Genomic DNA, 25896 nt, shown 5'->3' with positions numbered 1-25896 from the left:
CGGCCAGCGTGGCAATCGGGTGCGGGCCGAGCCTGCGCCCCAGCGGACCATGGGCAAGCGCCAGAGTCTGGTGGCCATCGGTTCGTCTGCCGGTGGTCCGGCTGCCCTGGAATCCCTGCTCAAGGGCTTGCCCCGGGACTTTTCGCCAGCCATTGTGCTGGTGCAGCATGTGGACCAGGTATTCGCCGCCGGCATGGCCGAATGGCTGAGCAGTGCCTCGGGCCTGCCGGTGCGCCTGGCCCGGGAAGGCGAGCCGCCACAAAGCGGCGTGGTGCTGCTGGCCGGCACCAATCATCACATTCGTTTGCTGAAGAACGGGACGCTGGCCTACACCGCCGAGCCCGTGAACGAAATTTACCGGCCGTCCATCGACGTGTTTTTCGAGAGCGTCGCCAGTTACTGGAGCGGCGATGCCGTCGGCGTGCTGCTGACCGGCATGGGCCGTGACGGCGCCCAGGGACTTAAAATGATGCGTCAGCAAGGCTACCTGACCATCGCGCAGGACCAGCAAAGCTGTGCTGTTTACGGCATGCCCAAAGCGGCAGCGGCGATCGACGCGGCTGTTGAAATTCGCCCATTGGACAGAATTGCGCCACGATTGCTGGAGGTATTCGCAAGATGACCGATATCACACGCTGTCCTGGCCTGCAGGTAGTAATTCAGGTGACTGCAAATGAATGATTTACAGCTCGACGACTTCAAGACCGACGAAAACGCCGCCATGGTGTTGCTCGTCGACGACCAGGCCATGATCGGCGAAGCCGTACGCCGGGGCCTGGCCCATGAAGACAATATCGACTTCCACTTTTGCGCCGACCCGCACCAGGCCATTGCCCAGGCGATTCGTATCAAACCGACGGTGATCCTGCAGGACCTGGTGATGCCGGGCCTCGACGGCCTGACCCTGGTGCGCGAATACCGCAATCACCCGGCGACGCAGAACATCCCGATCATCGTGCTCTCCACCAAGGAAGACCCGCTGATCAAGAGCGCAGCGTTTGCCGCCGGGGCCAACGACTACCTGGTCAAGCTGCCGGATAACATCGAACTGGTGGCGCGCATCCGCTACCACTCGCGCTCCTACATGACCCTGTTGCAGCGGGACGCGGCCTACCGCGCGCTGCGGGTCAGCCAACAGCAGCTGCTGGACACCAACCTGGTGCTGCAACGGCTGATGAACTCCGACGGCTTGACCGGGCTGTCCAACCGCCGGCATTTCGACGAATACCTGGAACTGGAGTGGCGCCGTGCCATGCGTGACCAGACCCAACTGTCGTTGCTGATGATCGACGTGGACTTCTTCAAGACCTACAACGACAGTTTTGGCCACCTGGAAGGCGACGAAGCGTTGCGCAAGGTCGCTGCGACCATTCGTGACGCCAGCAGCCGTCCCTCGGACTTGCCGGCGCGTTACGGCGGTGAAGAGTTTGCCCTGGTGCTGCCCAACACCTCGCCGGGCGGCGCCCGGCTGGTGGCCGAGAAACTGCGCCAGGCGGTGGCTGCGCTGAAAATCCCGCACATCAGCCCGGCCGAAGGGGCGAGCCTGACCATCAGTATCGGCCTGTCGACCATGACCCCGGTACAGGGCACCGATTGCCGGCAGTTGATCTCGTCGGCGGACAAGGGCCTGTACCTGGCCAAGCACAATGGGCGCAATCAGGTGGGGATCGAATAATTCCTGCCACCCACTTTGTGGTTGAGGGGCTGTTGTGGCGAGGGGGCTTGTCCCCCGTGGGGCTGCGTAGCAGCCCCGTTTAAGAACGGCGTTTCCTCTCAGTTAGAACTCCATAGCCTGTATTGGGGCCGTTTCGCAGCCCAACGGGGGACAAGCCCCCTCGCCACAGGTGGGTGCTCGCAGCTCCAGGCAAGTGGCACATAGCACAATCGGCCAAGCGGACTGCCGTTATCAGCCGTTTGTCGTTATACTCGTCGGCTTTCAAAAGTTCGCCAACGAGTGCTGCCCGCCATGGAAATCAACCCGATCCTTAACACCATCAAGGACCTGTCCGAGCGCTCCGAAACTATTCGGGGGTATCTTTGACTACGATCAAAAGCATGAGCGTCTGACTGAAGTCAATCGCGAGCTTGAAGATCCGGCTGTCTGGAACAAACCTGAATACGCCCAGGAACTGGGCCGCGAGCGCGCTGCGCTGGCGCAGATCGTCGAGACCCTCGACGAATTGAACACCGGTCTGGGCGATTGCCGCGACCTGCTGGACATGGCCGTCGAGGAAGACGACGAAGGCGCAGTGGGCGATGTTGTCGCCGAGCTGGCCCGTCTCGAGGAAAACCTCGCCAAGCTTGAATTCCGCCGCATGTTCAGCCACGAAATGGACCCGAACAACGCCTACCTGGATATCCAGGCCGGTTCCGGCGGCACCGAAGCCCAGGACTGGGCCAACATCCTGTTGCGCATGTACCTGCGCTGGGCTGACAAACGCGGTTTCGACGCGACCATCATGGAGCTGTCGGCCGGTGAAGTCGCCGGTATCAAGGGCGCGACCGTGCACATCAAGGGCGAATACGCCTTTGGCTGGCTGCGTACCGAGATCGGCGTGCACCGTCTGGTGCGCAAGAGCCCGTTCGACTCCGGCAACCGTCGCCACACCTCGTTCTCCGCGGTGTTTGTCTCGCCAGAGATCGACGACAAGGTGGAAATCGAGATCAACCCGGCAGACCTGCGGATCGACACCTACCGTTCCTCCGGTGCCGGTGGTCAGCACGTAAACACCACCGACTCGGCCGTACGTATTACCCACGTACCGACCAACACCGTGGTCAGCTGCCAGAACGAACGCTCCCAGCACGCGAACAAGGACACCGCCATGAAAATGTTGCGGGCCAAGTTGTACGAGCAGGAAATGCAGAAGCGCAACGCAGCTTCCCAGGCGCTGGAAGACACCAAGTCGGATATCGGCTGGGGTCACCAGATCCGTTCGTATGTGCTCGATGCGTCGCGGATCAAGGATCTGCGCACCAACATCGAACGCAGCGACTGCGACAAGGTGCTCGACGGTGATATCGACGAGTACCTGGAAGCCAGCCTGAAATCTGGCCTGTAACCCCTTGTAGGAGCCGGCTTGCCGGCGATCCCCGGCCGCAGGCCGGGGACAACGAACCTGATGGAAAATTAAAGACATGAGCGACCAACAACTCGACCAGGCCCTGCAACAGGAAGAAAACTCCCTGATCGCCCTGCGCAAGGAAAAGCTTGCTGCCGAGCGCGCCAAGGGCAATGCCTTCCCGAACGACTTCCGCCGCGAAAACTACTGCGATGCCTTGCAGAAACAGTACGCGGACAAGACCAAGGAAGAGCTGGCAGAGGCTGCAATCCCGGTCAAGGTTGCCGGTCGCATCATGCTCAACCGTGGCTCGTTCATGGTGATCCAGGACATGACCGGTCGCATCCAGGTCTACGTCAACCGTAAAACCCTGTCCGAAGAAACCCTGGCCTCGGTGAAAACCTGGGACATGGGCGACATCATTGCCGCCGAAGGCACCTTGGCCCGTTCCGGCAAGGGCGACCTGTACGTCGAAATGACCAACGTGCGCCTGCTGACCAAATCCCTGCGCCCGCTGCCGGACAAGCACCACGGCCTGACCGACACCGAGCAGCGCTATCGCCAGCGCTACGTTGACCTGATCGTCAACGAAGAAGTGCGCCAGACCTTCCGTGTGCGTTCGCAGGTCATTGCGCACATCCGCAGCTTCCTGATGAAGCGCGACTTCCTGGAAGTGGAAACGCCGATGCTGCAAACCATCCCGGGTGGTGCAGCAGCCAAGCCATTCGAAACCCACCACAACGCGCTGGACATGGAAATGTTCCTGCGTATCGCGCCTGAGCTGTACCTCAAGCGTCTTGTTGTCGGCGGCTTCGAAAAAGTGTTCGAGATCAACCGCAACTTCCGTAACGAAGGCGTTTCGACTCGTCACAACCCTGAATTCACCATGTTGGAGTTCTACCAGGCCTACGCCGACTACGAAGACAACATGGACCTGACCGAAGAGCTGTTCCGCGAGCTGGCGCAGCTGGTCCTGGGCTCCACCGACGTGCCGTACGGCGACAAGGTGTTCCACTTCGGCGAGCCGTTCGTGCGCCTGTCGGTGTTCGATTCGATCCTCAAGTACAACCCTGAGTTGACCGCTGACGACCTGAACGACATCGACAAGGCCCGTGCCATCGCCAAGAAGGCCGGTGCCAAGGTGCTGGGCTTCGAAGGCCTGGGCAAATTGCAGGTGATGATTTTCGAAGAACTGGTGGAGCACAAGCTGGAACAGCCGCACTTCATTACCCAGTACCCGTTCGAAGTGTCGCCGCTGGCCCGTCGCAACGATGACAACCCGAACGTCACCGACCGTTTCGAGCTGTTCATTGGCGGCCGCGAAATCGCCAACGCCTACTCCGAGCTTAACGACGCGGAAGACCAGGCCGAGCGCTTCATGGCCCAGGTGGCTGACAAGGACGCCGGTGACGACGAGGCGATGCACTACGACGCCGACTTCGTTCGCGCCCTGGAGTACGGCATGCCGCCAACGGCCGGTGAAGGTATTGGCATCGACCGGTTGGTGATGTTGTTGACCAACTCGCCGTCGATCCGCGACGTGATCTTGTTCCCGCACATGCGGCCACAAGCGTAACCGTAGCGAAATCCGAAGCCGCCTTTTATAAGGCGGCTTTTTTATGTGGCGTTTATAAGCGTCAAGTAAACAGCGCCAGGTGATCGTTCCCACGCGGAGCGTGGGATGATCGTTCCCATGCTCCGCGTGGGAATGCAGCCCGTGACGCTCCGCGTCACACTGTGGAGGAAGATCCGTCGTGAACCGCGTAATGGCTCAAAAGGGTGCCGCCGGCATTGCCGCTGCCGTGGCTGAAAGTGTTCAGTACCAGGGCCGCAAGGCCAGTCGCCGGGGCAGTGAGCAACGCAGGCAAGACATTCTCGATGCGGCGATGCGCATCGTGGTGCGTGAGGGTGTGCGTGCCGTGCGTCACCGTGCAGTAGCGGCGGAGGCCGGGGTACCGTTGTCGGCCACCACCTATTACTTCAAGGACATCGATGACCTGCTCACCGACACCTTCGCCCAATACGTGGAACGCAGCGCGGCGTTCATGGGCAAGTTGTGGGTGCGTAACGAGGGCCTGCTGCGGGAGATGGTCGCGTATGGCGACGGCAGCCCGCAGTCGCGCTCGCAACTGGCCGATGACATCGCGCGCCTGACCGCCGATTACGTGCAACGCCAATTGCTCAACCGTCGCGAGCACCTGATGGCCGAGCAGGCGTTTCGCCAGGAGGCGCTGCTGAACCCGCGCCTGGCCGACCTGGTGCGTTCCCACCAGCAAATCCTGCTACAGGGCACTTGCCAGTTTTTCCAGGTATTGGGTTCACGCGAGCCGCAACAGGATGCCAAAGTGTTGACGGCGATTATCGGTCGGATGGAATATCAGGGCCTGCTGGGCGGGGCAGAGCCTCTGACCAGCGAAGAAATGCTTGAGATCCTCAAGCGTTACATGCATTTGGTGTTGGCTTCGGTCTGACACAGGGGATTGTCCAATGAAAGCCTGGCGTGTCGTCGTGATCGCCTTGTCGTTCCTGTTGCTCAGCGGTTGCCTGGTGACCTTCAAGGACCCGCTGCCGGCCAGCGAAGCGGCGCCTGATGCGCTGTTGGGCAAATGGGCCAGCAAAAATGCCTGGGGCGAGCCGCTCAACCTGCAAATCAGCCGCGTTGGCGAGCATCGCTACAAAGCCGTGAGCTACCCTAAAGCCAAACCGGGCCAGCGGGATGAATACCTGTTCACGGTTTCCCGGCATGGCAGCCGCTGGTATTTGTCGGCGCCGTTGCCGGCCAAATTCGGCGGGCATTACATCCTCGCCGGGTTCGAATTGAATGATGAACACGAACTGGTGGTCTACAACCTCGACCTGGATCAGGTCCACCAGGCTATCGGGCAGAAGGCCTTGAGCGGCAGCACTGTCGAAACCGTCGAAGGCGCCGGTGTGCTGGTCGATAGCCCCATGACACGGGTGTTTGACTACCTGGATGACCCGGCCAACGCCGACGTGTTCGTCGAAGCCGTGCGCTACCAGCGTGCGGGCAAATAACGTTTAAAGAGGAAGCTCCGGGTGGACGATTACCAGCAGACGATACGCACCTTGTCCGATCGCATTGTGCTGGCGCAAACACCGATTCGCGTCCTCGACGCCGTGAAGTGGGACGAAAATATTCGCCAGGGATTCCTCAAGGGCAAGGGCAAGGAAATGCCCGCGGTGGACCGCGACTACTACCTGAACCGGCCGCTGTCGTTCGATTCCAGCGCGGTGAAGCTGGAATTCCAGAACATCGAGCGTGACATCACCCGCCAGCTTGGCCAGTTCAACCCGGTCGGGCAGATCATGCGGCGCATGTGCAAGGAATACCGCATGGTGGTGCGCATGCTCGAAGCGCGCGGCACCGAGGATTTCGGCCTGATCTCCCAGGAGCTGTATGGCGCCGCCTCCGATGCGTTCCACGCCGGTGACCCGACCCTGGCCGACCTCGGCCTGATGATGTCGGACTACCTGAACAATATCGACGGCCGTGGCGACCTCAAGGACGAAGCCAAGACCCTGACCGCCAAGGACGCCGTCAACCTGCTGCAAAGCCGCTTGAACAAGGTGTTCGGCGAGGCCGAGGAAACCATCCGGGTGTTCGAGTCCGACGGTATCGTGGCGGATGCGGCGGCAGGCGCCGACTACATCAAGATCCGCGCTGACGCGATGTTCAACGACCGTGACGTGCGCGCCCTGGAAGTCCATGAAGGCCTGGTGCATGTGGGCACCACCCTCAATGGCCAGAACCAGCCGATCTGCACCTTCCTGTCCAAGGGCCCGCCCTCGTCGACGGTGACCCAGGAAGGCCTGGCGATCCTGATGGAAATCATCACGTTCGCTTCCTACCCCAGCCGCTTGCGCAAACTGACCAACCGCACCCGTGCCATTCATATGGTGGAGCAGGGCGCCGACTTCCTGCAGGTGTTCGAATTCTTCCGCGAGCAGGGCTTTGAGATGGCGGAAAGCTACGGCAACGCCAGCCGGGTTTTCCGTGGGTCGACGCCGACGGGCCTGCCGTTTACCAAGGATTTGTCCTACCTCAAGGGCTTTATCATGGTTTACAACTACATTCAGTTGGCGGTGCGCAAAGGCAAGCTGGAACAAGTACCGCTGCTGTTCTGCGGCAAGACCACGCTTGAAGACATGCGCACCCTGCGCCAACTGGTGGATGAAGGCCTGGTGGTGCCGCCCAAATACCTGCCGGACCAGTTCCGTGACATGAATGCGTTGGCGGCGTGGATGTGCTTCTCCAACTTCCTCAACCATTTGAGCCTGGACCGGATCGAGGCGGATTACTCCAATATCCTTTGAGGGATTTCCCTGAAAGAACTCGGTCAAAATGTGGGAGCTGGCTTGCCTGCGATGACGATGGTGAGTCCAACACCGTTATCGCAGGCAAGCCAGCTCCCACAGTTGATCTTCATCAGCCATGGGGCTCTGTTCCAACCCATTCACGAGGCTTCAACGGATGAGAATCCTCGGCATTCTGTGCCTGCTACTGACCCTGAACGGCTGCAGCTCCCTGCTGTTCTACCCGGAGCGCGGCTTGCCGTTCACCCCGGAAAAGGCCCGGCTGCACTACCGTGACGTCACGCTGACCACCGCCGATGGCCTCAAGCTGCACGCCTGGTGGCTGCCAGCCAAGGCCGGCGTGCCGCTCAAGGGCACGGTGCTGCACCTGCATGGCAATGGCGGCAACCTCGCCTGGCACCTCGGTGGCAGTTGGTGGTTGCCGGAGCAGGGCTATCAAGTGCTGTTGGTGGACTATCGCGGTTACGGCCTGTCCGAAGGTGAACCTTCGCTGCCGGCGGTCTATCAGGACATCGACGCGGCCTTCAAGTGGATCGACAATGCCCCCGAAACCCAGGGCCAGCCGTTGATCGTGCTCGGCCAAAGCCTGGGCGGTGCGCTGGTGGTGCACTATCTGGCCGCCCATCCCGAGCGTCAGCCGCAGCTCAAGGCGCTGGTGCTGGACGGTGTGCCGGCCAGTTATCGTGACGTAGGACAATTTGCACTCAGCACCTCCTGGTTAACATGGCCGTTCCAGGTGCCGTTGTCGTGGCTGGTGCCGGACGCCGACAGTGCGATCAACGCCATGCCCCAACTGACCGGCGTGCCGAAACTGTTGTTCCACAGCCTCGATGACCCGATCGTGCCGTTGTCCAACGGCATTCGCCTGTATCAAGCTGCGCCGCCACCGAGGGTGCTGCAACTGACCCGGGGTGGCCATGTGCAGACCTTTGCCGACAAGACCTGGCAAACCGTGATGCTGCGCTACCTCGATGACCCGCAGCATTTCAACGGGCTGCGCCGCCTGGGGGAAATCCCCAATTACCCGACGGCCCCGAATTCCAACGCAGAGAACCCGCAATGAGCGAAGAACGCAACATGATCCCCCTGATCCTCACCGGTATCGGCACCATCATCGGCACCGTCGGCTGCCTGTGGTACTACGGCTATCTGCATTTCGCCAAGCCCGAGGATGCGTTGCTGCTCAGCGACTTCACCATGCTCAAGACTGTGCCGGGCGAGGACTACAAAATCTCCCTGACCCCGGCTGCGCAAGTGGCGCAATGTGTCGACGGCGTGCTGGTGCTGTTTGACACCGAACAGAAAGGCCTGACGGGCGTGCTGGTAAACAGCAAGAAACAGGCAGTGCGCTGCATGGGCCAGGAAACGCCGCAACTGGAGCAGTAAGACAGATTGTGTGAGAAACGCTGGAACTATTCCGGATTGATTACCACAGATTTCGAGCCGGTCAGCGTCGCTGATTCGGTTACTTAATGTGGAGTCATCTATATGCGAGTTAATGATTCATCCTATCCAGTCGGTGGCAATTTTGGCACTGAGGGTATTCAGGGTTCAGATCCTGCCCAGGCAGCGGCTAGCCAAGTCGCAGGCCAAGTCGGCGGCAGCCAGAGTGCAGGGGGAGATGATCTTCTGGAGTTGCTCAAAAAGATGCTGATGCAAGCCGAACAACAAGGCAGCCAGGGCCAAGGTTCACAGGCTGGCAATGGCGGCGGTGGCGGGCAGATTCAGTTTTGAGTGGGTAAAAGCCCTGGAGATATCGCGTTGCTCCACAGGTAACTCCAAACAAAAAACCCCGCCTATTGGCGGGGTTCTTTATGGCGCATCAGTCGATCAGTTGGCCATCGACGAACGTGGCTTGACCGGCTGGTTGTCGTTGGAGATGGTCACTTCAACGCGGCGGTTCATGGCACGGCCCGAAACGCTGCTGTTATCGGCAACCGGGTATTCCTTGCCATAGCCCTGGGTCACGATGCGCGAGATATCCACACCCTGATTGGCCAGAGCACGTTGTACGGACGCGGCACGGCGCTCGGACAGGCTCTGGTTGTACGAGTCGGAACCGGTGCTGTCGGTGTAGCCTTCAACAATCACTTTGCGGTCCGGGTTGTCGCGCAGGAACTGCGCCAGCTTGGTGATGTTCACCAGGCCGCTGGATTTCAGGTCGGACTTGTTGGTGGCGAACAACACGTCACCAAAGGTCACCAGGGTACCGCGATCGGTTTGCTTGGCGTTCAAGCTGTCTTGCAGTTGCTTGATCTGCGCGTCGCGGGCTTCCAGCAGGGCGCGGGCACGTTCGTCGCCGGCATTTTTCAGCTTGGCTTCGGACTCACGCAGGACGATGGTGTCCTTGGCCACTTCAACGCGCTGGTTGGTCAGGTAGGCCAGTTGGTCGACTTTCTTCTGGTCTTCCTTGTCGCGGTAGGCCTTGTCAGCCTTGTCCAGCCATTCGCTGGCATCTTTGGTTTCCAGCGCCGCTACTTTGGTGGCTTGCGGGTTGGCTTGCAGGGCCGAGAAGTTGGTCCGAGCGTTTTCCAGGTTCTGGTTCGGCGGGGTGGAGCAAGCCGCCAGAGCAACGCTCATCGCCAGCAGGGCAGGGATCATCAATTGTTTACGCATAGTCGTGTCGTCCTTTCAATTCGATTTCGGGTGCAATGCAATCAGGGGCGGCGGGTTATTGCTGTGGTTTGATCACAGCCGGGCGCATGCCTTCCTGACGCAGCTCCTGAACAGCTTTCTGGGAATCCTTCACAGCCTGTTCGGCCTTGGCAGCCTGGGCTTTACGCTCTGCTACGCGAGCGTCCCACTCGGCTTGTTCGGCCAGGCGACGGGCCTCGTCATAGTTCTTGTCGTGCATGGCGATTTCGGCTTGTTTCAGTTTGTCCTGAGCCGACTTCATCTCCACGGCTGCGAACTCGGTACCACCGGCGCTGACGGCGCTGTTGACCGCAGATTGGGTCACTGCGTATTGCTCAGTCGGTGGATTGCCGGCGCAGCCAGCCAGAACGAAGCTGGTGCCGATTGCCAGCGCGGCCAATTTAAGCCCGCGCAGGTGGTTAAACGAGGTTTTGGCAGTGCTGGTCTTCATCGTCTTCAACTCCATTAGGTAACTCCTGAAAAACATCAAAATCCATCTCCGGTGTGCAGTGAGTGCGGGGTCCGGCGGTAAGGCTCAGGACGCCTTTCAAACGGCTGTTCCAAGTGATGGCTTACTGGCTGTGACCGGAGGCTTTTTTGAATAGTTCAGCGAAGATGGCGATTTGCCTAAAAAAATATTTGACTGAACGGTCAGCGTTTAAAAGTTGGAACTTTTGCGATGCGCAGGGGTATCCGGGGCCTCTGGGAGGCCCGGAATACATGGGGTGGCGATTTTTTAGCGGAGGTTGATCAGTGTTTTTGCTTGTCGGATTGAGCTGACAAATCGTGCAGGTAGCGCCGTGACAGCGTCAGAAACCGCGGCGTAGGGCCGACGTCTTCGTAGAGCGGATCGCCTTCCTCATCCGTGGCAATGACCTGCTTGCCCTTGATGTAGGGAAAGCTCGCTTCCAGCTCTTCAAGGGCTGCGCCGATCAATTCGCCGAGCAGTTCTTCGGTATGGCGTTTGGGGTACATTTCGGAGATCGCCGCCAGCCTGGCAGCGGCTTCTACGTCCAGATGGATGGCGTATTCGGTTTTGGTCAGGCGACCCTTGGCGTTCTCTTCCCAATGCTGGGCCAGTTCTCGGATTTTCATGGCAACCTCAATGGAGCCCACGGTAGGCGGGCGATGATGAGTGACCAGCCGACCAGCGCGGATAACGCTGCGGCTTACTGTTGAGACTAGCTGCAACTCACAAGGTTTAAAGTTCCTTGTAAGACGCCGCCGTGGGCGGCACTCTTGAAGATCAAAGCGTCCCGGATTTTCTGCTGGAGATTGGCTGATGAGCGATATCGATGCACGTTTGCGTGAGGATGTTCACCTGCTGGGTGAGCTGTTGGGCAACACGATTCGAGAGCAGTACGGCGATGAATTCCTCGACAAGATCGAGCAGATCCGTAAAGGCGCCAAGGCCGACCGCCGTGGCGCGGCCTCCGAGCAGGTCGCCGGCGAAGAGCTGAGCGCCAGCCTCAATCAACTGAAAGAAGACGAACTGCTGCCGGTGGCGCGGGCCTTCAATCAGTTTCTCAACCTGGCCAACATCGCCGAGCAGTATCAGTTGATCCACCGCCGTGATGAATCAACGCCTGCGCCTTTCGAGTCGCGCGTGCTGCCGGAACTGCTGGCGCGCTTGCAGAGCGAAGGCCACAGCAGCGAGTCCCTGGCACGCCAGTTGGGCCGGCTGGAAATCGAGCTGGTGCTCACTGCCCACCCCACCGAAGTCGCCCGCCGTACCCTGATCCAGAAATACGACGCCATTGCCGCCCAACTGGCCCTGCAGGATCACCGCGACCTCACCACCGCCGAGCGCGAGCAGATCCGCGATCGCCTGCAACGCCTGATTGCCGAAGCCTGGCACACCGAAGAAATCCGCCGCACCCGGCCCACGCCGGTCGACGAAGCCAAGTGGGGCTTTGCGGTGATCGAGCATTCGCTGTGGCACGCCATTCCGAATTATCTGCGCAAGGCCGATCACGCCTTGCACGCCGCCACTGGCCTGCGCCTGCCCCTGGAAGCCGCACCGATCCGCTTCGCGTCTTGGATGGGCGGCGACCGTGACGGCAACCCCAACGTCACCGCGCCGGTGACCCGCGAAGTGTTGCTGCTGGCGCGCTGGATGGCGGCGGACCTGTACTTGCGCGATATCGACCAGCTCGCTTCCGAGTTGTCGATGCAGCAGGCCAGCCCGGCGTTGCAGGCCAAGGTGGGTGACAGCGTGGAGCCCTACCGGGCGCTGCTCAAGCAGCTGCGTGAACGCCTGCGCGCCACCCGCCAGTGGGCTCACACCTCGTTGACCAGCCCCACGCCGGCGCCTGCCGATGTGCTGCAAAACAACCGCGAACTGCTCGACCCGCTGGAGCTGTGCTACCAGTCGCTGCACGCCTGCGGCATGGGCGTGATTGCCGACGGCCCGCTGCTGGATTGCCTGCGTCGGGCGGTCACGTTTGGGCTGTTCCTGGTGCGCCTCGACGTGCGCCAGGATTCGTCCCGCCACTGTGCGGCCATGACCGAAATCACCGATTACCTGGGCCTCGGCCGCTATGAGGAGTGGGACGAAGAGGCGCGTATCAGCTTCCTCATGAAGGAGCTGGCCAACCGGCGACCATTGTTGCCGGGTTACTTCAAACCCTCGGCAGACACCGCCGAAGTGCTGAACACCTGTAAGGAAATTGCCGCCGCACCGGCCGCATCCCTGGGTTCCTATGTCATCTCCATGGCCGGGGCCGCGTCGGATGTGTTGGCCGTGCAATTGCTGCTCAAGGAGTCCGGCGTACAACGGCCGATGCGCGTGGTGCCGTTGTTCGAGACCCTGGCTGACCTGGACAACGCAGGGCCGGTGATCGAGAAACTGCTGCTGTTGCCGGGCTATCGTTCGCGCTTGCAAGGCCCGCAGGAAGTGATGATCGGTTACTCGGATTCGGCCAAGGACGCCGGCACTACTGCCGCCGCCTGGGCGCAATACCGGGCTCAGGAACGGTTGGTGGAAATCTGCCGTGAACAACAAGTTGAACTGCTGTTGTTCCACGGTCGCGGTGGCACCGTGGGCCGTGGCGGTGGCCCGGCTCACGCGGCGATTCTGTCGCAGCCACCGGGTTCGGTGGCGGGGCGTTTCCGTACCACTGAACAAGGCGAGATGATCCGCTTCAAGTTCGGCCTGCCGGACATCGCCGAGCAAAACCTCAACCTGTACCTGGCGGCGGTGCTGGAGGCGACCTTGCTGCCTCCACCACCTCCGGAACCGGCCTGGCGCCATTTGATGGACGAATTGGCTGCCGATGGCGTCAGTGCTTACCGCGCCGTGGTGCGGGAAAATCCACAGTTCGTCGAGTATTTCCGCCAGTCCACCCCGGAGCAGGAACTGGGACGCTTGCCTCTGGGCAGTCGTCCGGCCAAGCGCCGCGCGGGTGGTATCGAGAGCCTGCGGGCGATCCCGTGGATCTTCGGCTGGACCCAAACGCGCCTGATGCTGCCGGCCTGGCTCGGCTGGGAAGCCGCGTTGAGCAAGGCCCTGGAGCGTGGCGAAGGCGAGTTGCTGGGGCAGATGCGCGAGCAGTGGCCGTTCTTCCGCACACGCATCGATATGCTGGAAATGGTCCTGGCCAAGGCCGACGCCGACATCGCGCGCCTGTATGACGAGCGTCTGGTGCAGCCCGATCTGCTGCCATTGGGCGCGCACTTACGCGACCTATTGTCGCAGGCGTGCAGTGTGGTGCTTGGCCTGACCGGTCAGTCGCAACTGCTGGCCCATAGCCCTGATACGCTTGAGTTCATCCGGCTGCGCAACACCTACCTCGACCCGTTGCACCTGCTGCAGGCCGAATTGCTGGCCCGATCGCGGCAACAGGAAGCGGCACAGGACAGCCCTCTGGAACAGGCGCTGCTGGTGTCTGTGGCCGGTATTGCGGCCGGTTTGCGCAACACCGGCTGACATTTATGGCGTGTTCTCAATAGGTTGCAGACACACCGCGCCGGTCGCCGTAAAATTGGCGACCGGCGTTTTGCTGTCGGGGTTGTACCCGCCTATAAAGCCAGCGCGGCGCGGGTTTCTCCTACTTTCGGCGGCTTGTGTGGTTTGGGCCTGCTGTGTATCTTGATCAGCCTTTGGCCGTTTGTGCGGCCTGGACCCAAAATTTCCGAGATTGGCCCCACGCGGCGAATCCGAGCGTCATCTCTATAAAAAATTGAGGAGCACATCGATGCGCGTCATTCTGCTGGGAGCTCCCGGGGCCGGTAAAGGTACTCAGGCAAAGTTCATCACTGAAAAATTCGGCATTCCACAAATCTCCACCGGCGACATGCTGCGTGCAGCGGTCAAGGCCGGCACCGAACTGGGCCTGATCGCCAAGAGCGTGATGGACAGCGGCGGCCTGGTCTCCGATGACCTGATCATCAACCTGGTCAAGGAACGCATCAGCCAGGACGACTGCAAGAACGGTTTCCTGTTCGACGGTTTCCCACGCACCATTCCCCAGGCTGAAGCCCTGGTGAAGGCTGGCGTCGAGCTGGACAACGTGGTGGAAATCGCTGTTGAAGACGAAGAAATCGTGCAGCGTATTGCCGGTCGTCGTGTTCACGAAGCCTCGGGCCGCGTTTACCACATCGTCTACAACCCGCCGAAAGTGGCCGGCAAAGACGATATCACCGGCGAAGACCTGGTGCAGCGTAAGGACGACACCGAAGAAACCGTGCGTCATCGCCTGTCGGTCTACCATTCCCAGACCAAGCCACTGGTGGACTTCTACCAGAAGCTGGCCGATGCCCAGGGCAAACCGAAGTACAGCCACATCGAAGGCGTTGGCTCGGTCGAGTCCATCACCGGCAAGGTACTGCAAGCGTTGAGCTGATGCTCAACTCGCGAGCAAGCTTGCTCCTACACAACGGCCCGCTTGCGGGCCGTTGTTGTTTATACTGGCGCACTTTTTTTCAACGTGGATGCATACACCAATGAGCACCTTGCTGGCCCTGGACACCGCGACTGAAGCTTGCTCCGTTGCCCTGCTGCACGATGGCAAGGTCACGAGCCACTACGAGGTGATCCCGCGCCTGCACGCGCAGAAGCTGTTGCCGATGATCAAGCAACTGCTGCTGGAGGCGGGCACTACCTTGTCGGCGGTGGACGCCATTGCATTCGGCCGTGGCCCGGGCGCCTTTACCGGTGTGCGTATCGCCATCGGGGTGGTCCAGGGCCTGGCGTTTGCGCTGGAGCGTCCGGTGTTGCCGGTGTCCAACCTGGCGGTGTTGGCGCAGCGGGCGTTTCGCGAGCACGGCGCCAGCCAGGTGGCAGCGGCCATCGATGCGCGCATGGACGAAGTGTATTGGGGCTGCTACCGCGAAACCGCTGGCGAGATGCGTTTGATCGGCGCTGAAGCCGTACTGCCGCCAGAAGCGGCCGCCTTGCCGGCTGATGCCAGCGGCGACTGGTTCGGTGCTGGCACCGGCTGGGGTTACGGCGAACGCGTTGACGTGACGCTTGCCGGCCAGGATGCCGGGATGCTGCCCCATGCCGAAGACTTGCTGACCCTGGCACGTTTTGCCTGGGAGCGGGGCGACGCCATTCCCGCCGACCAGGCCGCCCCTGTGTACCTGCGCGATAAAGTGGCGCAGACCAAAGCCGAACGCGGGATTATTTGACGTCAAAAGTGCGGGCAAATTCAGCTGAAAATCACCAATCGTCAGAATTTGCCCCTGCTTTTAAACCTTTTTCAAATTATGTGTTCTAGTTATCACCAGAGCATTTGCGCGCCTTGAGAAGCGCCATTAAAATGCCATCACCGATACCGAGTTCGCATGCATGCGTATAGACGGCTTTTCATCACAGTCCTACCCCCTCAAGCGTAAGCCTCGCAAGGCGAACGTGACGGTAGACGACTCCGTCGAAGACTCCCCCGACTTTGTTGAAATCCAGTCCGACTCAACGGCGGTTTCAGCTCGTTCCCAAGGCTCCAGCGGCGAACGTATCAGCGGTGTACCGGCCCGCCAGCAAGACATGGTCTTCCCCCGCTCCATGAGCAAAAACGTCGCCACGGCCCTGGCCAGCTACCTGACCACCGCCGGCTTTGTCGAATGGGATATGGAAGTGCTGGGTCTCGATATCCATATCTGATGCAGTTGCCTTACTACCTCGGTTGCCCGTCCTGGAGTGAAAACGCCTGGCGCGAGTACCTGTATCCCGCCGACGCCCGCTCCAGCGATTACCTCGCCCTGTATTCCCACGTCTTCAACGCCGTTGAGGGCAACACCACGTTCTATGCCCGTCCCTCCGTCGCCACCGTGCAACGCTGGGCTGAAATCATGCCCGAACATTTTCGGTTCACCGCGAAGTTTCCGGGTGACATCAGCCACAGCGGCAACTTGATTGAGCAACTACCGGCGGCGGAAAGTTTTCTGGGGTTGATGAGCCCGCTGGGCGAACGCATTTCGCCATTGTGGCTGCAACTGCCGGCCAGTTTTACCCCGCAACGCCTGGGTGAGTTGGCCGGGTTTATCGACGGGCTGGAGCGACCGTTGGCGGTGGAAGTGCGGCACTTGGATTTCTTCGCCAAGGGCGATGCCGAGCGCAGCCTCAACCGTTTGCTGCGTGATCGCGGTGTCGAGCGCATCTGCCTGGACCCGCGGGCGCTGTTCAGTTGCACGTCCACCTCGGCCGCCGTGCTGCACGCCCAATCGAAAAAGCCCAAGGTGCCACCTCGTCCGGCGGCGCTGACGCAGTTTCCGCAAGTACGGTTTATTGGCCATCCGGAGCTGGAAGCCAATGACCCGTTCCTGGTGCCCTGGATCGAAAAGGTCGCCGGCTGGATCGAAGAGGGCCGTACGCCCTACATCTTTCTGCACACCTCCGACAATCGCCTGGCCGCCCAACTGGCCCTGCGCTTTCACGACCAGTTGATGGCGCGGTTGCCCGGCTTGCCGGCATTGCCCACGCTGCATCGAGAACCCGCAGCGGAGCAACTGGGGTTACTCTAGGACTCCTTTTCCCGACAGGAGTCAGTCATGGATGCCCAAACCCTTCGCGCCGAAACCTTCAAGGCCTTGCATGAGCGTGACCGTGCCTTCGTGATGCCCAATCCGTGGGATGCCGGTTCCGCAAAGATGCTCGCCAGCCTGGGGTTCGAAGCCCTGGCCACCACCAGCGCCGGCTTTGCCTTCAGCCTGGGCCGCCCGGATGCCGAAGGTGCGTTGTCCCTTGAAGACACCCTGGGCAATGCCGGGGCGATCGTCCAGGCAACCTCGCTGCCTGTCGCCGCCGACCTGGAGAACGGCTTCAGCGACACCCCGCAAGGTTGCGCCGAAACCATCCTGCGCGCCGCCGCCACGGGGATTGTGGGCGGCTCCATCGAAGACGCCACCGGCATTGCCGTCGACCCGATCTATCCGTTTGACCTGTCCGTCGAGCGTGTTGAAGCCGCCGTCGCCGCAGCCCGCAGCTTGCCGTTCCCCTTCACCCTGACTGCCCGCGCAGAAAACCTCCTGCATGGTCGTCTGGATTTGCCCGACACCATCCGCCGCCTGCAGGCCTACGCCGAAGCCGGTGCCGACGTGCTCTATGCACCGGCCCTGCGCAGTGCTGAGGAGGTGTTGGCGGTGGTGAAGGCGGTAGCGCCCAAGCCCGTGAATATCCTGATGTCCGGTGCGCTGAAACTCAGCGTGGCGCAGTTGAGCGAGATGGGCGTCAAGCGCATCAGCGTCGGCTCGGCCATGGCTCTGGCGGCTTATGGAGAGTTCTTCAGGGCGGCGCAGGAGGTTCATGAATTGGGCACGTTTACCTTCACCGAGCGCTCGATGCCGTTCAGTCAGGCCAATCAACTGTTCAAGGGATAAGGCCGCGTGCGGTTTCTCAAGGTGGTGGGGGTGCTGCTCGCGTTAGCCGGTGGCCTGCTTGTCGGCGTGTGGCGGGGCTGGGTGCCGCTGCCGGATGAGTGGAACCCGTGGGCGCCGCTGGACGTGCGCGCAAGCCCGAACCTGTTGACCCGGTTCAAGCTCGGGCGCCTGCAGGATGACCCTGCGTTATGTGACCAGGTGCTGAAAACCTCCGGTTTGCGCGTTACTCATCAGGCGGACAGCCCCGCTGATGCCGCCTGCCCGCTGCGCAACACCTTGCGCGTGCAAGGCGCGGATGTTGGGCTAAGCAGCAGTTTTCTCGCCAGTTGCCCGTTGGCTGTGGCGTTTGCCTTGTTCGAGCGCCACAGCCTGCAACCGGCGGCCCAGGCGGTATTTGGCCAGGCGGTGACACGGGTCGATCACCTGGGGAGCTTTGCCTGTCGCACTATTTACAACCGCGCCAATGGGCGACTCAGCCAGCACGCGTCGGCCAATGCCTTGGATATCGCCGGGTTTCGCCTGGCGGACGGGCGCACCCTCACTGTGCTCAAGGATTGGCCGGGTGATGGCGAGGAGGCACGTTTCCTGCGGCAAGTACGCGACGGCGCCTGTAAGGATTTCAACGTGGTGTTGAGCCCGGATTACAACGCCGCCCACCGTAATCACTTTCATGTGGATATGGGGCGTTGGTCGGTGTGTCGCTGAGGGTCAGGCCGCCAGGCGCAGGTTGTGGAGGATCAATGGACGAGCCCAGCGGCTGTCGAAGTCCAGGGCTTTTTGTTGCTCAACCAACGCTTCTGCCGGGAACGGCGGCGGCGGTGGTGGCAGCAGGTCCAGCTCGAATTCGGCAATGGGCAAATGCAGTGGCCGTGGTTGCGGCGCCGGGCCGGGCTCGGGCAGCGGTTGCCTGGCGGTCAGGACGATCGGACGCACCCAGCCGCTTTCGAAGTTTTGCTGCTTCTGCTGGGCGACCACTTCTTCCGCCGGGTACGGTGGCGGTGCCGGCGGCAGCAGTTCCAGTTCGAACTCGGCAATGGGCAGGAACAGCGGTTCGGGCGGGGCGATCTCGGTGTCTTTTACGTCGCACGCGCGCTGGGTGACGATCTGCGACAGCAGGTCACTGCCTTCGCTGGGTTCAACCGAGGGATCCACAGGTTTCGCCGGGGATTTGGCGAGCGCGTCCGGCGTATCACCGAGCTGTTCGGCCAACGCCTGGGCGAAGAAGTCCTGCCACACATGACTGACGCCGGCCAGCGCTTGGGTATTGCGCAGGCCGAAGTGGTTGTGGGTCGGCAGTACACCGGTGAATAGCGAAGGAATGTCTGACATTTCTCTCGATCGTCGCTCAGCTCTGGCAAAATGCCGGATCCTTTTTTTATCGGCCGCTTTTTGCCGATCCTTAATATTTTTGAGCGTAGTCAGCGATGAGCGAACAACCAGCGGCCAGCCGCATCCGGGTCGAGGCTTTGGCTGAAGGTTTTCAGGCCCGTGCCCGGCAGTGGGCCGATCAGCTTGGGTTGCCTTTGCAGCTGGATGAGGCGGACTTTGCCTTGCAGGTGGGTGAGCAGGGTCTGCAACTGCAGCAGTTGGGGCCTGATGCGCCTGGGCCGGTGCGGGTGGATTTTGTAGAAGGTGGCGCGGCGCATCGGCGTTTGTACGGTGGCGGCAGCGGGCAGATGATTGCCAAGGCGGTGGGCGTGGCTCAGGGCGTGCGGCCGCGGGTGTTGGACGCTACGGCGGGGTTGGGCAAGGATGCGTTTGTGCTGGCCAGCCTGGGTTGCGAGATGAGCCTGATTGAGCGGCAGCCGTTGATTGGCGCTTTGCTGGAAGATGGGTTGGCGCGTGGGGCTGAGGATTTTGAAGTGGCGCCGATTGTGGCGCGGATGAAGTTGCTCAAGGGCAATTCCATCGAGGTGATGCGCGATTGGGAGGGGGAGCCGCCGCAGGTGATCTATCTGGATCCGATGTTTCCGCATCGGGAGAAGACCGCGTTGGTGAAGAAGGAGATGCGGTTGTTTCGGCCTTTGGTGGGGGATGATCCCGACGCGCCGGCGTTGCTTGCTGCTGCGTTGGCTTTGGCCAGTCATCGGGTGGTGGTCAAGCGGCCGCGTAAGGCGCCTTGTATTGAGGGGGTGAAGCCGAGTCATGCGTTGGATGGGAAGTCCAGTCGGTATGACATTTATCCTAAGAAGGCGCTGAAGTCCTGAGGGGCTTTTGGTGTACATATCCGTTATTTAGGTAACGGCCACCTAGGGTTTCGCTCTTACAGCGAGTCACTTTGCAAAAGCGGCAAAGTAACCAAAGCGCTCTGCCCCGCCTGTCGGCACCTCGCCTAGGCTCGGTGTTCCCTCACTCCGGCATTGATCCGCGGGCCGCCGCGACGGCCCGTCCCTGGCCCGTCGCGGCTAAACCGGCGTCCTGCCGGTTTACCCGCTCCTCAATACCTACGTTCGGCCTCGGGCTTATTGGGGCAGTCAGATCAAGATCAAAATCTACAGCACAGCGGCCTACAGGCCGGCTTGAGTGGTAGAAGCCAGAGCAAAAGCCAAAGCGAAAACCAAATCTGAAAAGGATGCAGCTCTGCTTTTCTGTGGGAGCTGGCTTGCCTGCGATGCAGACAACTCGGTTTTTCAGGTACACCCAGTTGATGCTATCGCAGGCAAGCCAGCTCCCACATTTGACCGTGCCCGCTGTAGCTTTTGATCTTGATGTTGCCTTTGCTTCACACCACTCAAGCCGGCCTGTAGGCCGCTGTGCTGTTGATCTGCTTTTGATCTTGATTTTAGGCGCCCCGTTAAACCACGCTGGCCGAACGCAGGCTTTGGAGCGTGGGTAACCCGGCAGGACGCCGGGTTAGCCGCGCTGGGCCAAGGATGGCCCATCGCGGCGGCCCACGGTCCAAAGCCGGAGTGAGGGCACACCGAGCCTAGGCGAGGTGCCGAGTGGTGGGGCAAGAGCCCTTTTGGTTACTTTTGGGGCTCTTTTCCAAAAGTGACCCGCTGTAAGAGCGGAACCAATAGTAGTCGTTACCGAAGTAACGGATATGTACATCAAGCCCGATAAGCCCGCATAAACAACCCCACCACCTCCTGCACGTGCTCCTCAGCCGCCTCGGCACTCAACTGCCCGCCGCACCCATACAACAAGCAAAAATTCGCCGTCCCCTTGAGCAAGCAAAAAAAGTGCTCAGCGGCAGTGAGCGGCTTGGCAATACTCAGCGCGCCACTCTGGTCAATCTTGCTCAGCAGCCGCTCCATCCCCTGCAACATGCGCATCGGCCCCGCCTCGAAAAAGATCTGCGACAACTTCGGATCCTGACTCCCGGAAGTCATCATCAACCGATGCAGGTTCACCGACTCCTCGCTATTGATCAGCACATGAAACCCACGCGCGATATTGAGCAGCACCTTCTCCACCGGCACGCCCACCGGCAACTCGAAATACATCACCGGTAACTGCTCTTCGCACTTGGCAACCACCGCCGCCGAAAACAGCGTCTCCTTGTCGGTGAAATGGCTGTACACGGTCAGTTTCGACACGCCGGCCTCCACGGCCACCGCATCCATGCTGGTGCTGGCATACCCATTACTCAAAAACAGGATTTTCGCCGCATCGAGGATCGCCTGGCGTTTTGCCATGTCCTTGGGACGCCCGGGGCTATTGGTGTTTACAGGATTGTCGGACATTTTCACTTTATTACTGGACTGGTGAGTTTGGTATTAATAACATACTGGCCAGTATAATTATTCCTAGCACCATTAGCGAAAGGTCCTTCAGCATGCGCAGCTATTTCCTGCCACTCGCGTTGCCTGCCAGCTTGCTATTCCTGTTGGCTGCCTGTGGCCATGAAGAAGCGGCGCAAACCACCGTCCGCCCGGCCATGGTGGTCCAGCCAGAGCCTTCGGCGCAGGCTTCAGACAGCTACCCAGGTGAGGTGCGTGCCCGTTATGAGCCCGACCTGGCCTTTCGCATCGGTGGCAAAGTCAGCCGACGGCTGGTCGAGGAGGGCGAGCGCGTCAAGGCCAACCAACCCCTGGCAGAACTCGATCCCCAGGACGTGCGCCTGCAACTGGAAGCTACCCGTGCCCAGGTCGCTGCCGCCGAAGCCAACCTGAGCCTGGTGCGCGCCGAGCGTGATCGCTACAAGACCCTGATGGACCGTCAGATGGTCAGCCGTTCCCAGTACGACAATTCCGAAAATCTCTACCGTTCCGGTGAAGCCCGCCTCAAGCAGATCAAGGCCGAATTCGACGTGGCCAATAACCAGGCCGGCTACGCCGTGCTGCGCGCGCCTCAGGATGGCGTGGTCGCCAAGCGTGCGGTGGAAGTGGGCCAGGTGGTGTCGGCCGGCCAGACCGTATTCACCCTGGCCACCGACGGCGAGCGGGAGGTGCTGATCAGCCTGCCGGAGCAAAGCTTCGGGCGCTTCAAGATTGGCCAGCCGGTGTCCGTGGAACTGTGGAGCCAGCCCGACCAGCGCTTTAACGGCCGCATCCGCGAGCTGTCGCCCGCCGCCGATCCAAAGTCACGGACCTTTGCCGCCCGGGTCGCCTTCACCGGCGGCAAGGTGCCGGCGGAGCTGGGGCAGAGCGCTCGCGTATTCATACAGGCTGACGGCGTGATTCCCCTGGCGGTGCCGCTGTCTGCCCTGAGCGCGGAGAACGGTGCGTCCTACGTCTGGGTGGTCCAGCCCGACAACACCCTCAAGCGCACACCGGTGCGGATCGGTGCCTTTGGCGAGAAAACCGTGCCGGTGCTGGAAGGCTTGAACCCCACCGACTGGGTGATTGCGGCCGGCGTGCATGTACTCCATGAGGGCCAGCAAGTGCGCCCGGTGGATCGCGCCAATCGAGTGGTAAGCCTGGCGGCCAAGGAGTAGTCCCCGATGGGTTTCAATCTTTCCGAATGGGCGTTGCGTAATCGCCAGATCGTACTGTTCCTGATGATCCTGCTGGCAGTGGTAGGTGCCTTGTCCTACACCAAGCTGGGACAAAGCGAAGACCCGCCGTTCACCTTCAAGGCCATGGTGATCAAGACCAACTGGCCGGGTGCTACTGCCCAGGAAGTCTCGCGCCAGGTCACCGAGCGTATTGAAAAGAAACTGATGGAGACCGGTGACTACGAGCGCATCGTGTCCTTCTCGCGTCCCGGCGAATCCCAGGTCACCTTCATGGCCCGGGACTCCATGCATTCCGCGCAGATCCCGGACCTCTGGTACCAGGTGCGCAAGAAGATCAGTGATATTCGCCAGACCTTGCCGCCGGATATCCAGGGCCCGTTTTTCAACGATGAATTCGGCACCACCTTCGGCAATATCTACGCGCTGACCGGCGATGGCTTTGACTACGCTGTGCTCAAGGACTACGCCGACCGCATCCAGATTCAGCTGCAACGGGTGCCGGATGTGGGCAAGGTCGAACTGCTGGGTTTGCAGGACGAGAAGATCTGGATCGAGCTGTCCAACCTCAAGCTCGCCACCCTTGGCTTGCCGCTGGCCGCAGTGCAACAGGCGTTGCAGGAACAAAACGCGGTATCGACCGCCGGCTTCTTTGAAACCCCGAGCGAGCGTGTGCAGTTAAGGGTGTCCGGCAACTTCAAGACCGTTAAGGAAATCCGCGACTTCCCGATCCGTGTCGGTGATCGCACGTTCCGTATCGGCGACGTGGCCGAGATTCACCGTGGCTTCAACGACCCGCCGGCACCGCGCATGCGCTACATGGGCGACGATGCCATTGGGCTGGCCGTGGCCATGCGCGATGGCGGCGACATTCTGGTGCTGGGCAAGGCCCTGGAAAGCGAATTCGCACGCCTGCAGAAGAACCTGCCTGCCGGTATGGAGCTGCGCAAGGTGTCGGACCAACCGGCAGCAGTGAAAACCAGTGTGGGCGAATTCGTCCAGGTGCTGGCGGAGGCCCTGGCGATTGTGTTGCTGGTGAGCTTCTTCTCCCTCGGTGTGCGCACCGGCATGGTGGTGGCCCTGGCGATTCCGCTGGTGTTGGCCATGACCTTTGCCACCATGTATTACCTCGGCATCGGCCTGCACAAAATCTCCCTTGGCGCGTTGGTGCTCGCACTGGGTCTGCTGGTGGACGATGCGATCATCGCCGTGGAAATGATGGCGATCAAAATGGAGCAGGGTTACGACCGGCTCAAGGCCGCCAGTTTCGCCTGGACCAGCACCGCCTTCCCGATGCTCACGGGCACGCTGATTACGGCGGCGGGTTTCCTGCCGATTGCCACGGCGCAATCGAGCACCGGTGAATACACCCGTTCGATCTTCCAGGTGGTGACCATCGCGCTGCTGGCCTCGTGGGTCGCGGCGGTGGTGTTCGTGCCGTACCTGGGGGAAAAACTCCTGCCGGACCTGGCGAAGATTCATGCGGCCAAGCATGGCACTGACGGGCCGGATCCCTACGGCACACCGTTCTATCAGCGTGTAAGACGCCTGGTGGAATGGTGCGTGCGTCGGCGCAAGACGGTAATCGTCCTGACCCTGCTGCTGTTTATCGGCTCGGTGGCGCTGTTCCGCTTTGTGCCCCAGCAGTTCTTCCCGGCTTCCGGGCGGCTGGAATTGATGGTCGACCTGAAACTGGCTGAAGGCGCGTCTTTGAGCAACACGGCTGATCAGGTCAAGCGCCTGGAAGCGCTGCTCAAGGAACATGCGGGAATTGAAAACTACGTGGCGTACGTGGGCACAGGCTCGCCACGTTTCTACCTGCCGCTGGACCAGCAATTGCCCGCCGCCAGCTTTGCCCAGTTTGTGGTGTTGGCCAAGACCATCGAGGAGCGTGAAAGCCTGCGCACCTGGCTGATCGAGACCCTCAACGAACAGTTCCCGGACCTGCGTTCGCGGGTCACGCGTCTTGAGAACGGTCCGCCCGTTGGCTACCCCGTGCAGTTCCGGGTGACGGGCGAACACATCGAAGAAGTCCGGGCCCTGGCGCGGAAAGTGGCGGCCAAGGTTCGCGAAAATACCCACGTGGTCAACGTGCACCTGGATTGGGAAGAACCGAGCAAGATCGTCTACCTCAACGTCGACCAGGACCGTGCCCGTGCCCTCGGCGTGAGCACCGCCAACCTGTCTAAATTCCTTCAGAGCTCCCTCACCGGTTCCAGCGTCAGCCAGTACCGCGAAGACAACGAGTTGATCGAAATCCTGCTGCGCGGCACCGTTCACGAGCGTACCGAGCTGTCGTTGCTGCCAAGCCTGGCAGTGCCGACCGACAACGGCAAAAGCGTAGCGCTGTCGCAGATCGCGACCCTGGAATATGGCTTTGAAGAAGGCATTATCTGGCACCGCAATCGCCTGCCGACCGTGACCATCCGCGCCGATATCTACGGCAAAGAACAGCCGGCAACCCTGGTGCAGCAGATCCTGCCGACGCTGGAAGGCGTGCGCGCTGAACTGCCGGACGGTTACCTGCTGGAAGTGGGCGGCACGGTCGAGGATTCCGCCCGCGGGCAGAACTCGGTCAAGGCCGGCGTGCCACTGTTTATCGTGGTGGTGCTGACCTTGCTGATGCTGCAACTGCGCAGTTTCTCACGCACGGCGATGGTCTTTCTTACAGCGCCTCTGGGGTTGATCGGGGTGACGCTGTTCCTGCTGGTGTTCCGTCAGCCCTTTGGTTTTGTGGCAATGCTGGGGACCATCGCGTTGTCTGGGATGATCATGCGCAACTCGGTGATCCTGGTGGACCAGATCGAACAGGACATCAAGGCCGGGCTGGCGCCGTGGCAAGCGATTATCGAGGCGACGGTGCGACGCTTCAGGCCGATCGTGCTGACTGCGCTGGCGGCGGTACTGGCGATGATTCCGTTGTCACGCAGCGTTTTCTTCGGACCAATGGCCGTGGCGATCATGGGCGGGTTGATTGTGGCGACGGCGTTGACGCTGTTGTTCCTGCCAGCGTTGTATGCGGCGTGGTTCAGGGTCAGAAAGGACGCCGCTTAACATGTGGATGCAAACGGTTCCCGCCCATTGGGAACGTTTGCAGGCATCACTCCACTCAGATTTGCCTGATTGACAGGCGAGGATGTCAGCACGGCT

General features: G+C 60.9%; 25 protein-coding genes. 20 read left to right on the top strand and 5 right to left on the bottom strand.

What is annotated here, in order from left to right:
* From MUM_RS0130610 to MUM_RS1000000134435, 10 genes are all read left to right on the top strand, one after another.
* Nucleotides 1-622, top strand: a 622-nt coding sequence (locus MUM_RS0130610; RefSeq protein WP_010176797.1) for a chemotaxis protein CheB, incomplete at its 5' end; no start/stop codon positions are given.
* A gap of 51 nt (nucleotides 623-673) precedes the next feature.
* Complete coding sequence (locus MUM_RS0130605; protein WP_010176796.1) at nucleotides 674-1675, top strand: diguanylate cyclase; 1002 nt, start codon at nucleotides 674-676, stop codon at nucleotides 1673-1675.
* Between the two features lie 291 nt (nucleotides 1676-1966).
* Nucleotides 1967-3062, top strand: a protein-coding gene (prfB, locus tag MUM_RS0130600; RefSeq protein ID WP_141629576.1) for a peptide chain release factor 2 whose coding sequence is annotated in 2 segments (ribosomal slippage) — nucleotides 1967-2038 and nucleotides 2040-3062 — 1095 coding nt in all. Because the reading frame shifts where the segments join, the coding sequence is not laid out codon by codon here.
* A gap of 76 nt (nucleotides 3063-3138) precedes the next feature.
* On the top strand, nucleotides 3139-4638 hold the full coding sequence (gene lysS / locus MUM_RS0130595) for a lysine--tRNA ligase (RefSeq protein ID WP_010176794.1): 1500 nt from the start codon (nucleotides 3139-3141) through the stop codon (nucleotides 4636-4638).
* Between the two features lie 178 nt (nucleotides 4639-4816).
* On the top strand, nucleotides 4817-5533 hold the full coding sequence (locus MUM_RS0130590) for a TetR/AcrR family transcriptional regulator (RefSeq protein ID WP_029616163.1): 717 nt from the start codon (nucleotides 4817-4819) through the stop codon (nucleotides 5531-5533).
* A gap of 16 nt (nucleotides 5534-5549) precedes the next feature.
* Nucleotides 5550-6098, top strand: a complete 549-nt coding sequence (locus tag MUM_RS0130585; RefSeq protein WP_010176792.1) for a hypothetical protein — start codon at nucleotides 5550-5552, stop codon at nucleotides 6096-6098.
* Between the two features lie 21 nt (nucleotides 6099-6119).
* Nucleotides 6120-7397: a flavohemoglobin expression-modulating QEGLA motif protein gene (locus tag MUM_RS0130580; RefSeq protein ID WP_010176791.1), complete on the top strand. Its 1278-nt coding sequence runs from the start codon at nucleotides 6120-6122 to the stop codon at nucleotides 7395-7397.
* 157 nt (nucleotides 7398-7554) lie between these two features.
* Nucleotides 7555-8460: an alpha/beta hydrolase gene (locus tag MUM_RS0130575; protein WP_010176790.1), complete on the top strand. Its 906-nt coding sequence runs from the start codon at nucleotides 7555-7557 to the stop codon at nucleotides 8458-8460.
* Nucleotides 8457-8783: a hypothetical protein gene (locus MUM_RS0130570; RefSeq protein WP_003219233.1), complete on the top strand. Its 327-nt coding sequence runs from the start codon at nucleotides 8457-8459 to the stop codon at nucleotides 8781-8783. Before MUM_RS0130575 ends, MUM_RS0130570 begins: the two co-directional genes overlap by 4 nt.
* 102 nt (nucleotides 8784-8885) lie before the next feature.
* Complete coding sequence (locus tag MUM_RS1000000134435; protein WP_141629575.1) at nucleotides 8886-9131, top strand: hypothetical protein; 246 nt, start codon at nucleotides 8886-8888, stop codon at nucleotides 9129-9131.
* 96 nt (nucleotides 9132-9227) lie between these two features.
* Here MUM_RS1000000134435 and MUM_RS0130560 read toward each other — a convergent pair whose 3' ends face one another.
* From MUM_RS0130560 to MUM_RS0130550, 3 genes are all read right to left on the bottom strand, one after another.
* Complete coding sequence (locus MUM_RS0130560; RefSeq protein ID WP_010176789.1) at nucleotides 9228-10013, bottom strand: OmpA family protein; 786 nt, start codon at nucleotides 10011-10013, stop codon at nucleotides 9228-9230.
* 55 nt (nucleotides 10014-10068) lie between these two features.
* Nucleotides 10069-10497, bottom strand: coding sequence for a DUF4398 domain-containing protein (locus MUM_RS0130555; RefSeq protein WP_010176788.1), 429 nt, complete (start codon nucleotides 10495-10497; stop codon nucleotides 10069-10071).
* A 284-nt stretch (nucleotides 10498-10781) separates the two neighbouring features.
* Nucleotides 10782-11126 carry a hypothetical protein gene (locus MUM_RS0130550; protein ID WP_010176787.1) on the bottom strand — a complete coding sequence of 115 codons (345 nt, stop codon included), beginning with the start codon at nucleotides 11124-11126 and terminating at the stop codon, nucleotides 10782-10784.
* A 187-nt stretch (nucleotides 11127-11313) separates the two neighbouring features.
* On the opposite strand from MUM_RS0130550, the gene ppc reads away from it, so the two are divergent.
* The 7 genes from ppc to MUM_RS0130515 all read left to right on the top strand — a co-directional run bounded on the left by ppc (nucleotide 11314) and on the right by MUM_RS0130515 (nucleotide 18554).
* A complete protein-coding gene (ppc, locus tag MUM_RS0130545; protein ID WP_010176786.1) occupies nucleotides 11314-13959 on the top strand; it encodes a phosphoenolpyruvate carboxylase in 2646 nt (881 codons plus the stop codon).
* 268 nt (nucleotides 13960-14227) lie between these two features.
* Nucleotides 14228-14875, top strand: a complete 648-nt coding sequence (gene adk, locus MUM_RS0130540) for an adenylate kinase (RefSeq protein ID WP_010176785.1) — start codon at nucleotides 14228-14230, stop codon at nucleotides 14873-14875.
* Nucleotides 14876-14975: 100 nt separating this feature from the next.
* Complete coding sequence (tsaB, locus tag MUM_RS0130535; protein WP_010176784.1) at nucleotides 14976-15662, top strand: tRNA (adenosine(37)-N6)-threonylcarbamoyltransferase complex dimerization subunit type 1 TsaB; 687 nt, start codon at nucleotides 14976-14978, stop codon at nucleotides 15660-15662.
* 160 nt (nucleotides 15663-15822) lie between these two features.
* Nucleotides 15823-16134, top strand: a complete 312-nt coding sequence (locus MUM_RS0130530) for a hypothetical protein (RefSeq protein ID WP_010176783.1) — start codon at nucleotides 15823-15825, stop codon at nucleotides 16132-16134.
* Complete coding sequence (locus MUM_RS0130525) at nucleotides 16134-16994, top strand: DUF72 domain-containing protein (RefSeq protein WP_010176782.1); 861 nt, start codon at nucleotides 16134-16136, stop codon at nucleotides 16992-16994. Before MUM_RS0130530 ends, MUM_RS0130525 begins: the two co-directional genes overlap by 1 nt.
* A 27-nt stretch (nucleotides 16995-17021) precedes the next feature.
* Nucleotides 17022-17849: an isocitrate lyase/PEP mutase family protein gene (locus MUM_RS0130520; RefSeq protein ID WP_010176781.1), complete on the top strand. Its 828-nt coding sequence runs from the start codon at nucleotides 17022-17024 to the stop codon at nucleotides 17847-17849.
* A gap of 6 nt (nucleotides 17850-17855) precedes the next feature.
* Nucleotides 17856-18554, top strand: a complete 699-nt coding sequence (locus MUM_RS0130515) for an extensin-like domain-containing protein (protein ID WP_010176780.1) — start codon at nucleotides 17856-17858, stop codon at nucleotides 18552-18554.
* A gap of 3 nt (nucleotides 18555-18557) precedes the next feature.
* Here the strand turns inward: MUM_RS0130515 and MUM_RS0130510 are convergent, their stop codons facing one another.
* The gene (locus tag MUM_RS0130510; protein ID WP_010176779.1) at nucleotides 18558-19178 is read right to left on the bottom strand and encodes a hypothetical protein; all 621 of its coding nucleotides are present in this window, start codon (nucleotides 19176-19178) and stop codon (nucleotides 18558-18560) included.
* A 95-nt stretch (nucleotides 19179-19273) separates the two neighbouring features.
* On the opposite strand from MUM_RS0130510, the gene MUM_RS0130505 reads away from it, so the two are divergent.
* The gene (locus tag MUM_RS0130505; RefSeq protein ID WP_010176778.1) at nucleotides 19274-20056 is read left to right on the top strand and encodes a class I SAM-dependent methyltransferase; all 783 of its coding nucleotides are present in this window, start codon (nucleotides 19274-19276) and stop codon (nucleotides 20054-20056) included.
* Nucleotides 20057-20899: 843 nt separating this feature from the next.
* On the opposite strand, the gene MUM_RS0130500 is transcribed toward MUM_RS0130505, so the two are convergent.
* Nucleotides 20900-21535 (bottom strand): TetR/AcrR family transcriptional regulator, encoded by a 636-nt coding sequence (locus MUM_RS0130500; protein ID WP_029616162.1) that lies wholly within the window; start codon nucleotides 21533-21535, stop codon nucleotides 20900-20902.
* Between the two features lie 92 nt (nucleotides 21536-21627).
* Between MUM_RS0130500 and MUM_RS0130495 the strand changes: the two genes are divergently transcribed.
* Together MUM_RS0130495 and MUM_RS0130490 are read left to right on the top strand one after the other, a co-directional pair.
* The gene (locus MUM_RS0130495; protein ID WP_010176776.1) at nucleotides 21628-22728 is read left to right on the top strand and encodes an efflux RND transporter periplasmic adaptor subunit; all 1101 of its coding nucleotides are present in this window, start codon (nucleotides 21628-21630) and stop codon (nucleotides 22726-22728) included.
* A 6-nt stretch (nucleotides 22729-22734) separates the two neighbouring features.
* Nucleotides 22735-25800, top strand: a complete 3066-nt coding sequence (locus MUM_RS0130490; protein WP_010176775.1) for an efflux RND transporter permease subunit — start codon at nucleotides 22735-22737, stop codon at nucleotides 25798-25800.
* The last annotated feature ends 96 nt before the right edge of the window (nucleotides 25801-25896 follow it).

Source organism: Pseudomonas sp. PAMC 25886, from assembly GCF_000242655.1.
Classification (GTDB): Bacteria; Pseudomonadota; Gammaproteobacteria; order Pseudomonadales; family Pseudomonadaceae; genus Aquipseudomonas.
The sequence above is the reverse complement of the archived record's forward strand: the minus strand, read 5'-3'. Positions and strand labels throughout refer to the sequence as shown.

Coding starts and splice junctions, on each gene's coding strand:
- MUM_RS0130585 (WP_010176792.1), top strand. CDS start 5,550: ATGAAAGCCTGGCGTGTCGTCGTGATCGCCTTGTCGTTCCTGTTGCTC.
- ppc (WP_010176786.1), top strand. CDS start 11,314: ATGAGCGATATCGATGCACGTTTGCGTGAGGATGTTCACCTGCTGGGT.
- lysS (WP_010176794.1), top strand. CDS start 3,139: ATGAGCGACCAACAACTCGACCAGGCCCTGCAACAGGAAGAAAACTCC.
- tsaB (WP_010176784.1), top strand. CDS start 14,976: ATGAGCACCTTGCTGGCCCTGGACACCGCGACTGAAGCTTGCTCCGTT.
- MUM_RS0130510 (WP_010176779.1), bottom strand. CDS start 19,178: ATGTCAGACATTCCTTCGCTATTCACCGGTGTACTGCCGACCCACAAC.
- MUM_RS0130605 (WP_010176796.1), top strand. CDS start 674: ATGAATGATTTACAGCTCGACGACTTCAAGACCGACGAAAACGCCGCC.
- MUM_RS0130570 (WP_003219233.1), top strand. CDS start 8,457: ATGAGCGAAGAACGCAACATGATCCCCCTGATCCTCACCGGTATCGGC.
- MUM_RS0130490 (WP_010176775.1), top strand. CDS start 22,735: ATGGGTTTCAATCTTTCCGAATGGGCGTTGCGTAATCGCCAGATCGTA.
- MUM_RS0130520 (WP_010176781.1), top strand. CDS start 17,022: ATGGATGCCCAAACCCTTCGCGCCGAAACCTTCAAGGCCTTGCATGAG.
- adk (WP_010176785.1), top strand. CDS start 14,228: ATGCGCGTCATTCTGCTGGGAGCTCCCGGGGCCGGTAAAGGTACTCAG.
- MUM_RS0130550 (WP_010176787.1), bottom strand. CDS start 11,126: ATGAAAATCCGAGAACTGGCCCAGCATTGGGAAGAGAACGCCAAGGGT.
- MUM_RS0130555 (WP_010176788.1), bottom strand. CDS start 10,497: ATGGAGTTGAAGACGATGAAGACCAGCACTGCCAAAACCTCGTTTAAC.
- MUM_RS0130495 (WP_010176776.1), top strand. CDS start 21,628: ATGCGCAGCTATTTCCTGCCACTCGCGTTGCCTGCCAGCTTGCTATTC.
- MUM_RS0130560 (WP_010176789.1), bottom strand. CDS start 10,013: ATGCGTAAACAATTGATGATCCCTGCCCTGCTGGCGATGAGCGTTGCT.
- MUM_RS1000000134435 (WP_141629575.1), top strand. CDS start 8,886: ATGCGAGTTAATGATTCATCCTATCCAGTCGGTGGCAATTTTGGCACT.
- MUM_RS0130575 (WP_010176790.1), top strand. CDS start 7,555: ATGAGAATCCTCGGCATTCTGTGCCTGCTACTGACCCTGAACGGCTGC.
- MUM_RS0130530 (WP_010176783.1), top strand. CDS start 15,823: ATGCGTATAGACGGCTTTTCATCACAGTCCTACCCCCTCAAGCGTAAG.
- MUM_RS0130500 (WP_029616162.1), bottom strand. CDS start 21,535: ATGTCCGACAATCCTGTAAACACCAATAGCCCCGGGCGTCCCAAGGAC.
- MUM_RS0130505 (WP_010176778.1), top strand. CDS start 19,274: ATGAGCGAACAACCAGCGGCCAGCCGCATCCGGGTCGAGGCTTTGGCT.
- MUM_RS0130525 (WP_010176782.1), top strand. CDS start 16,134: ATGCAGTTGCCTTACTACCTCGGTTGCCCGTCCTGGAGTGAAAACGCC.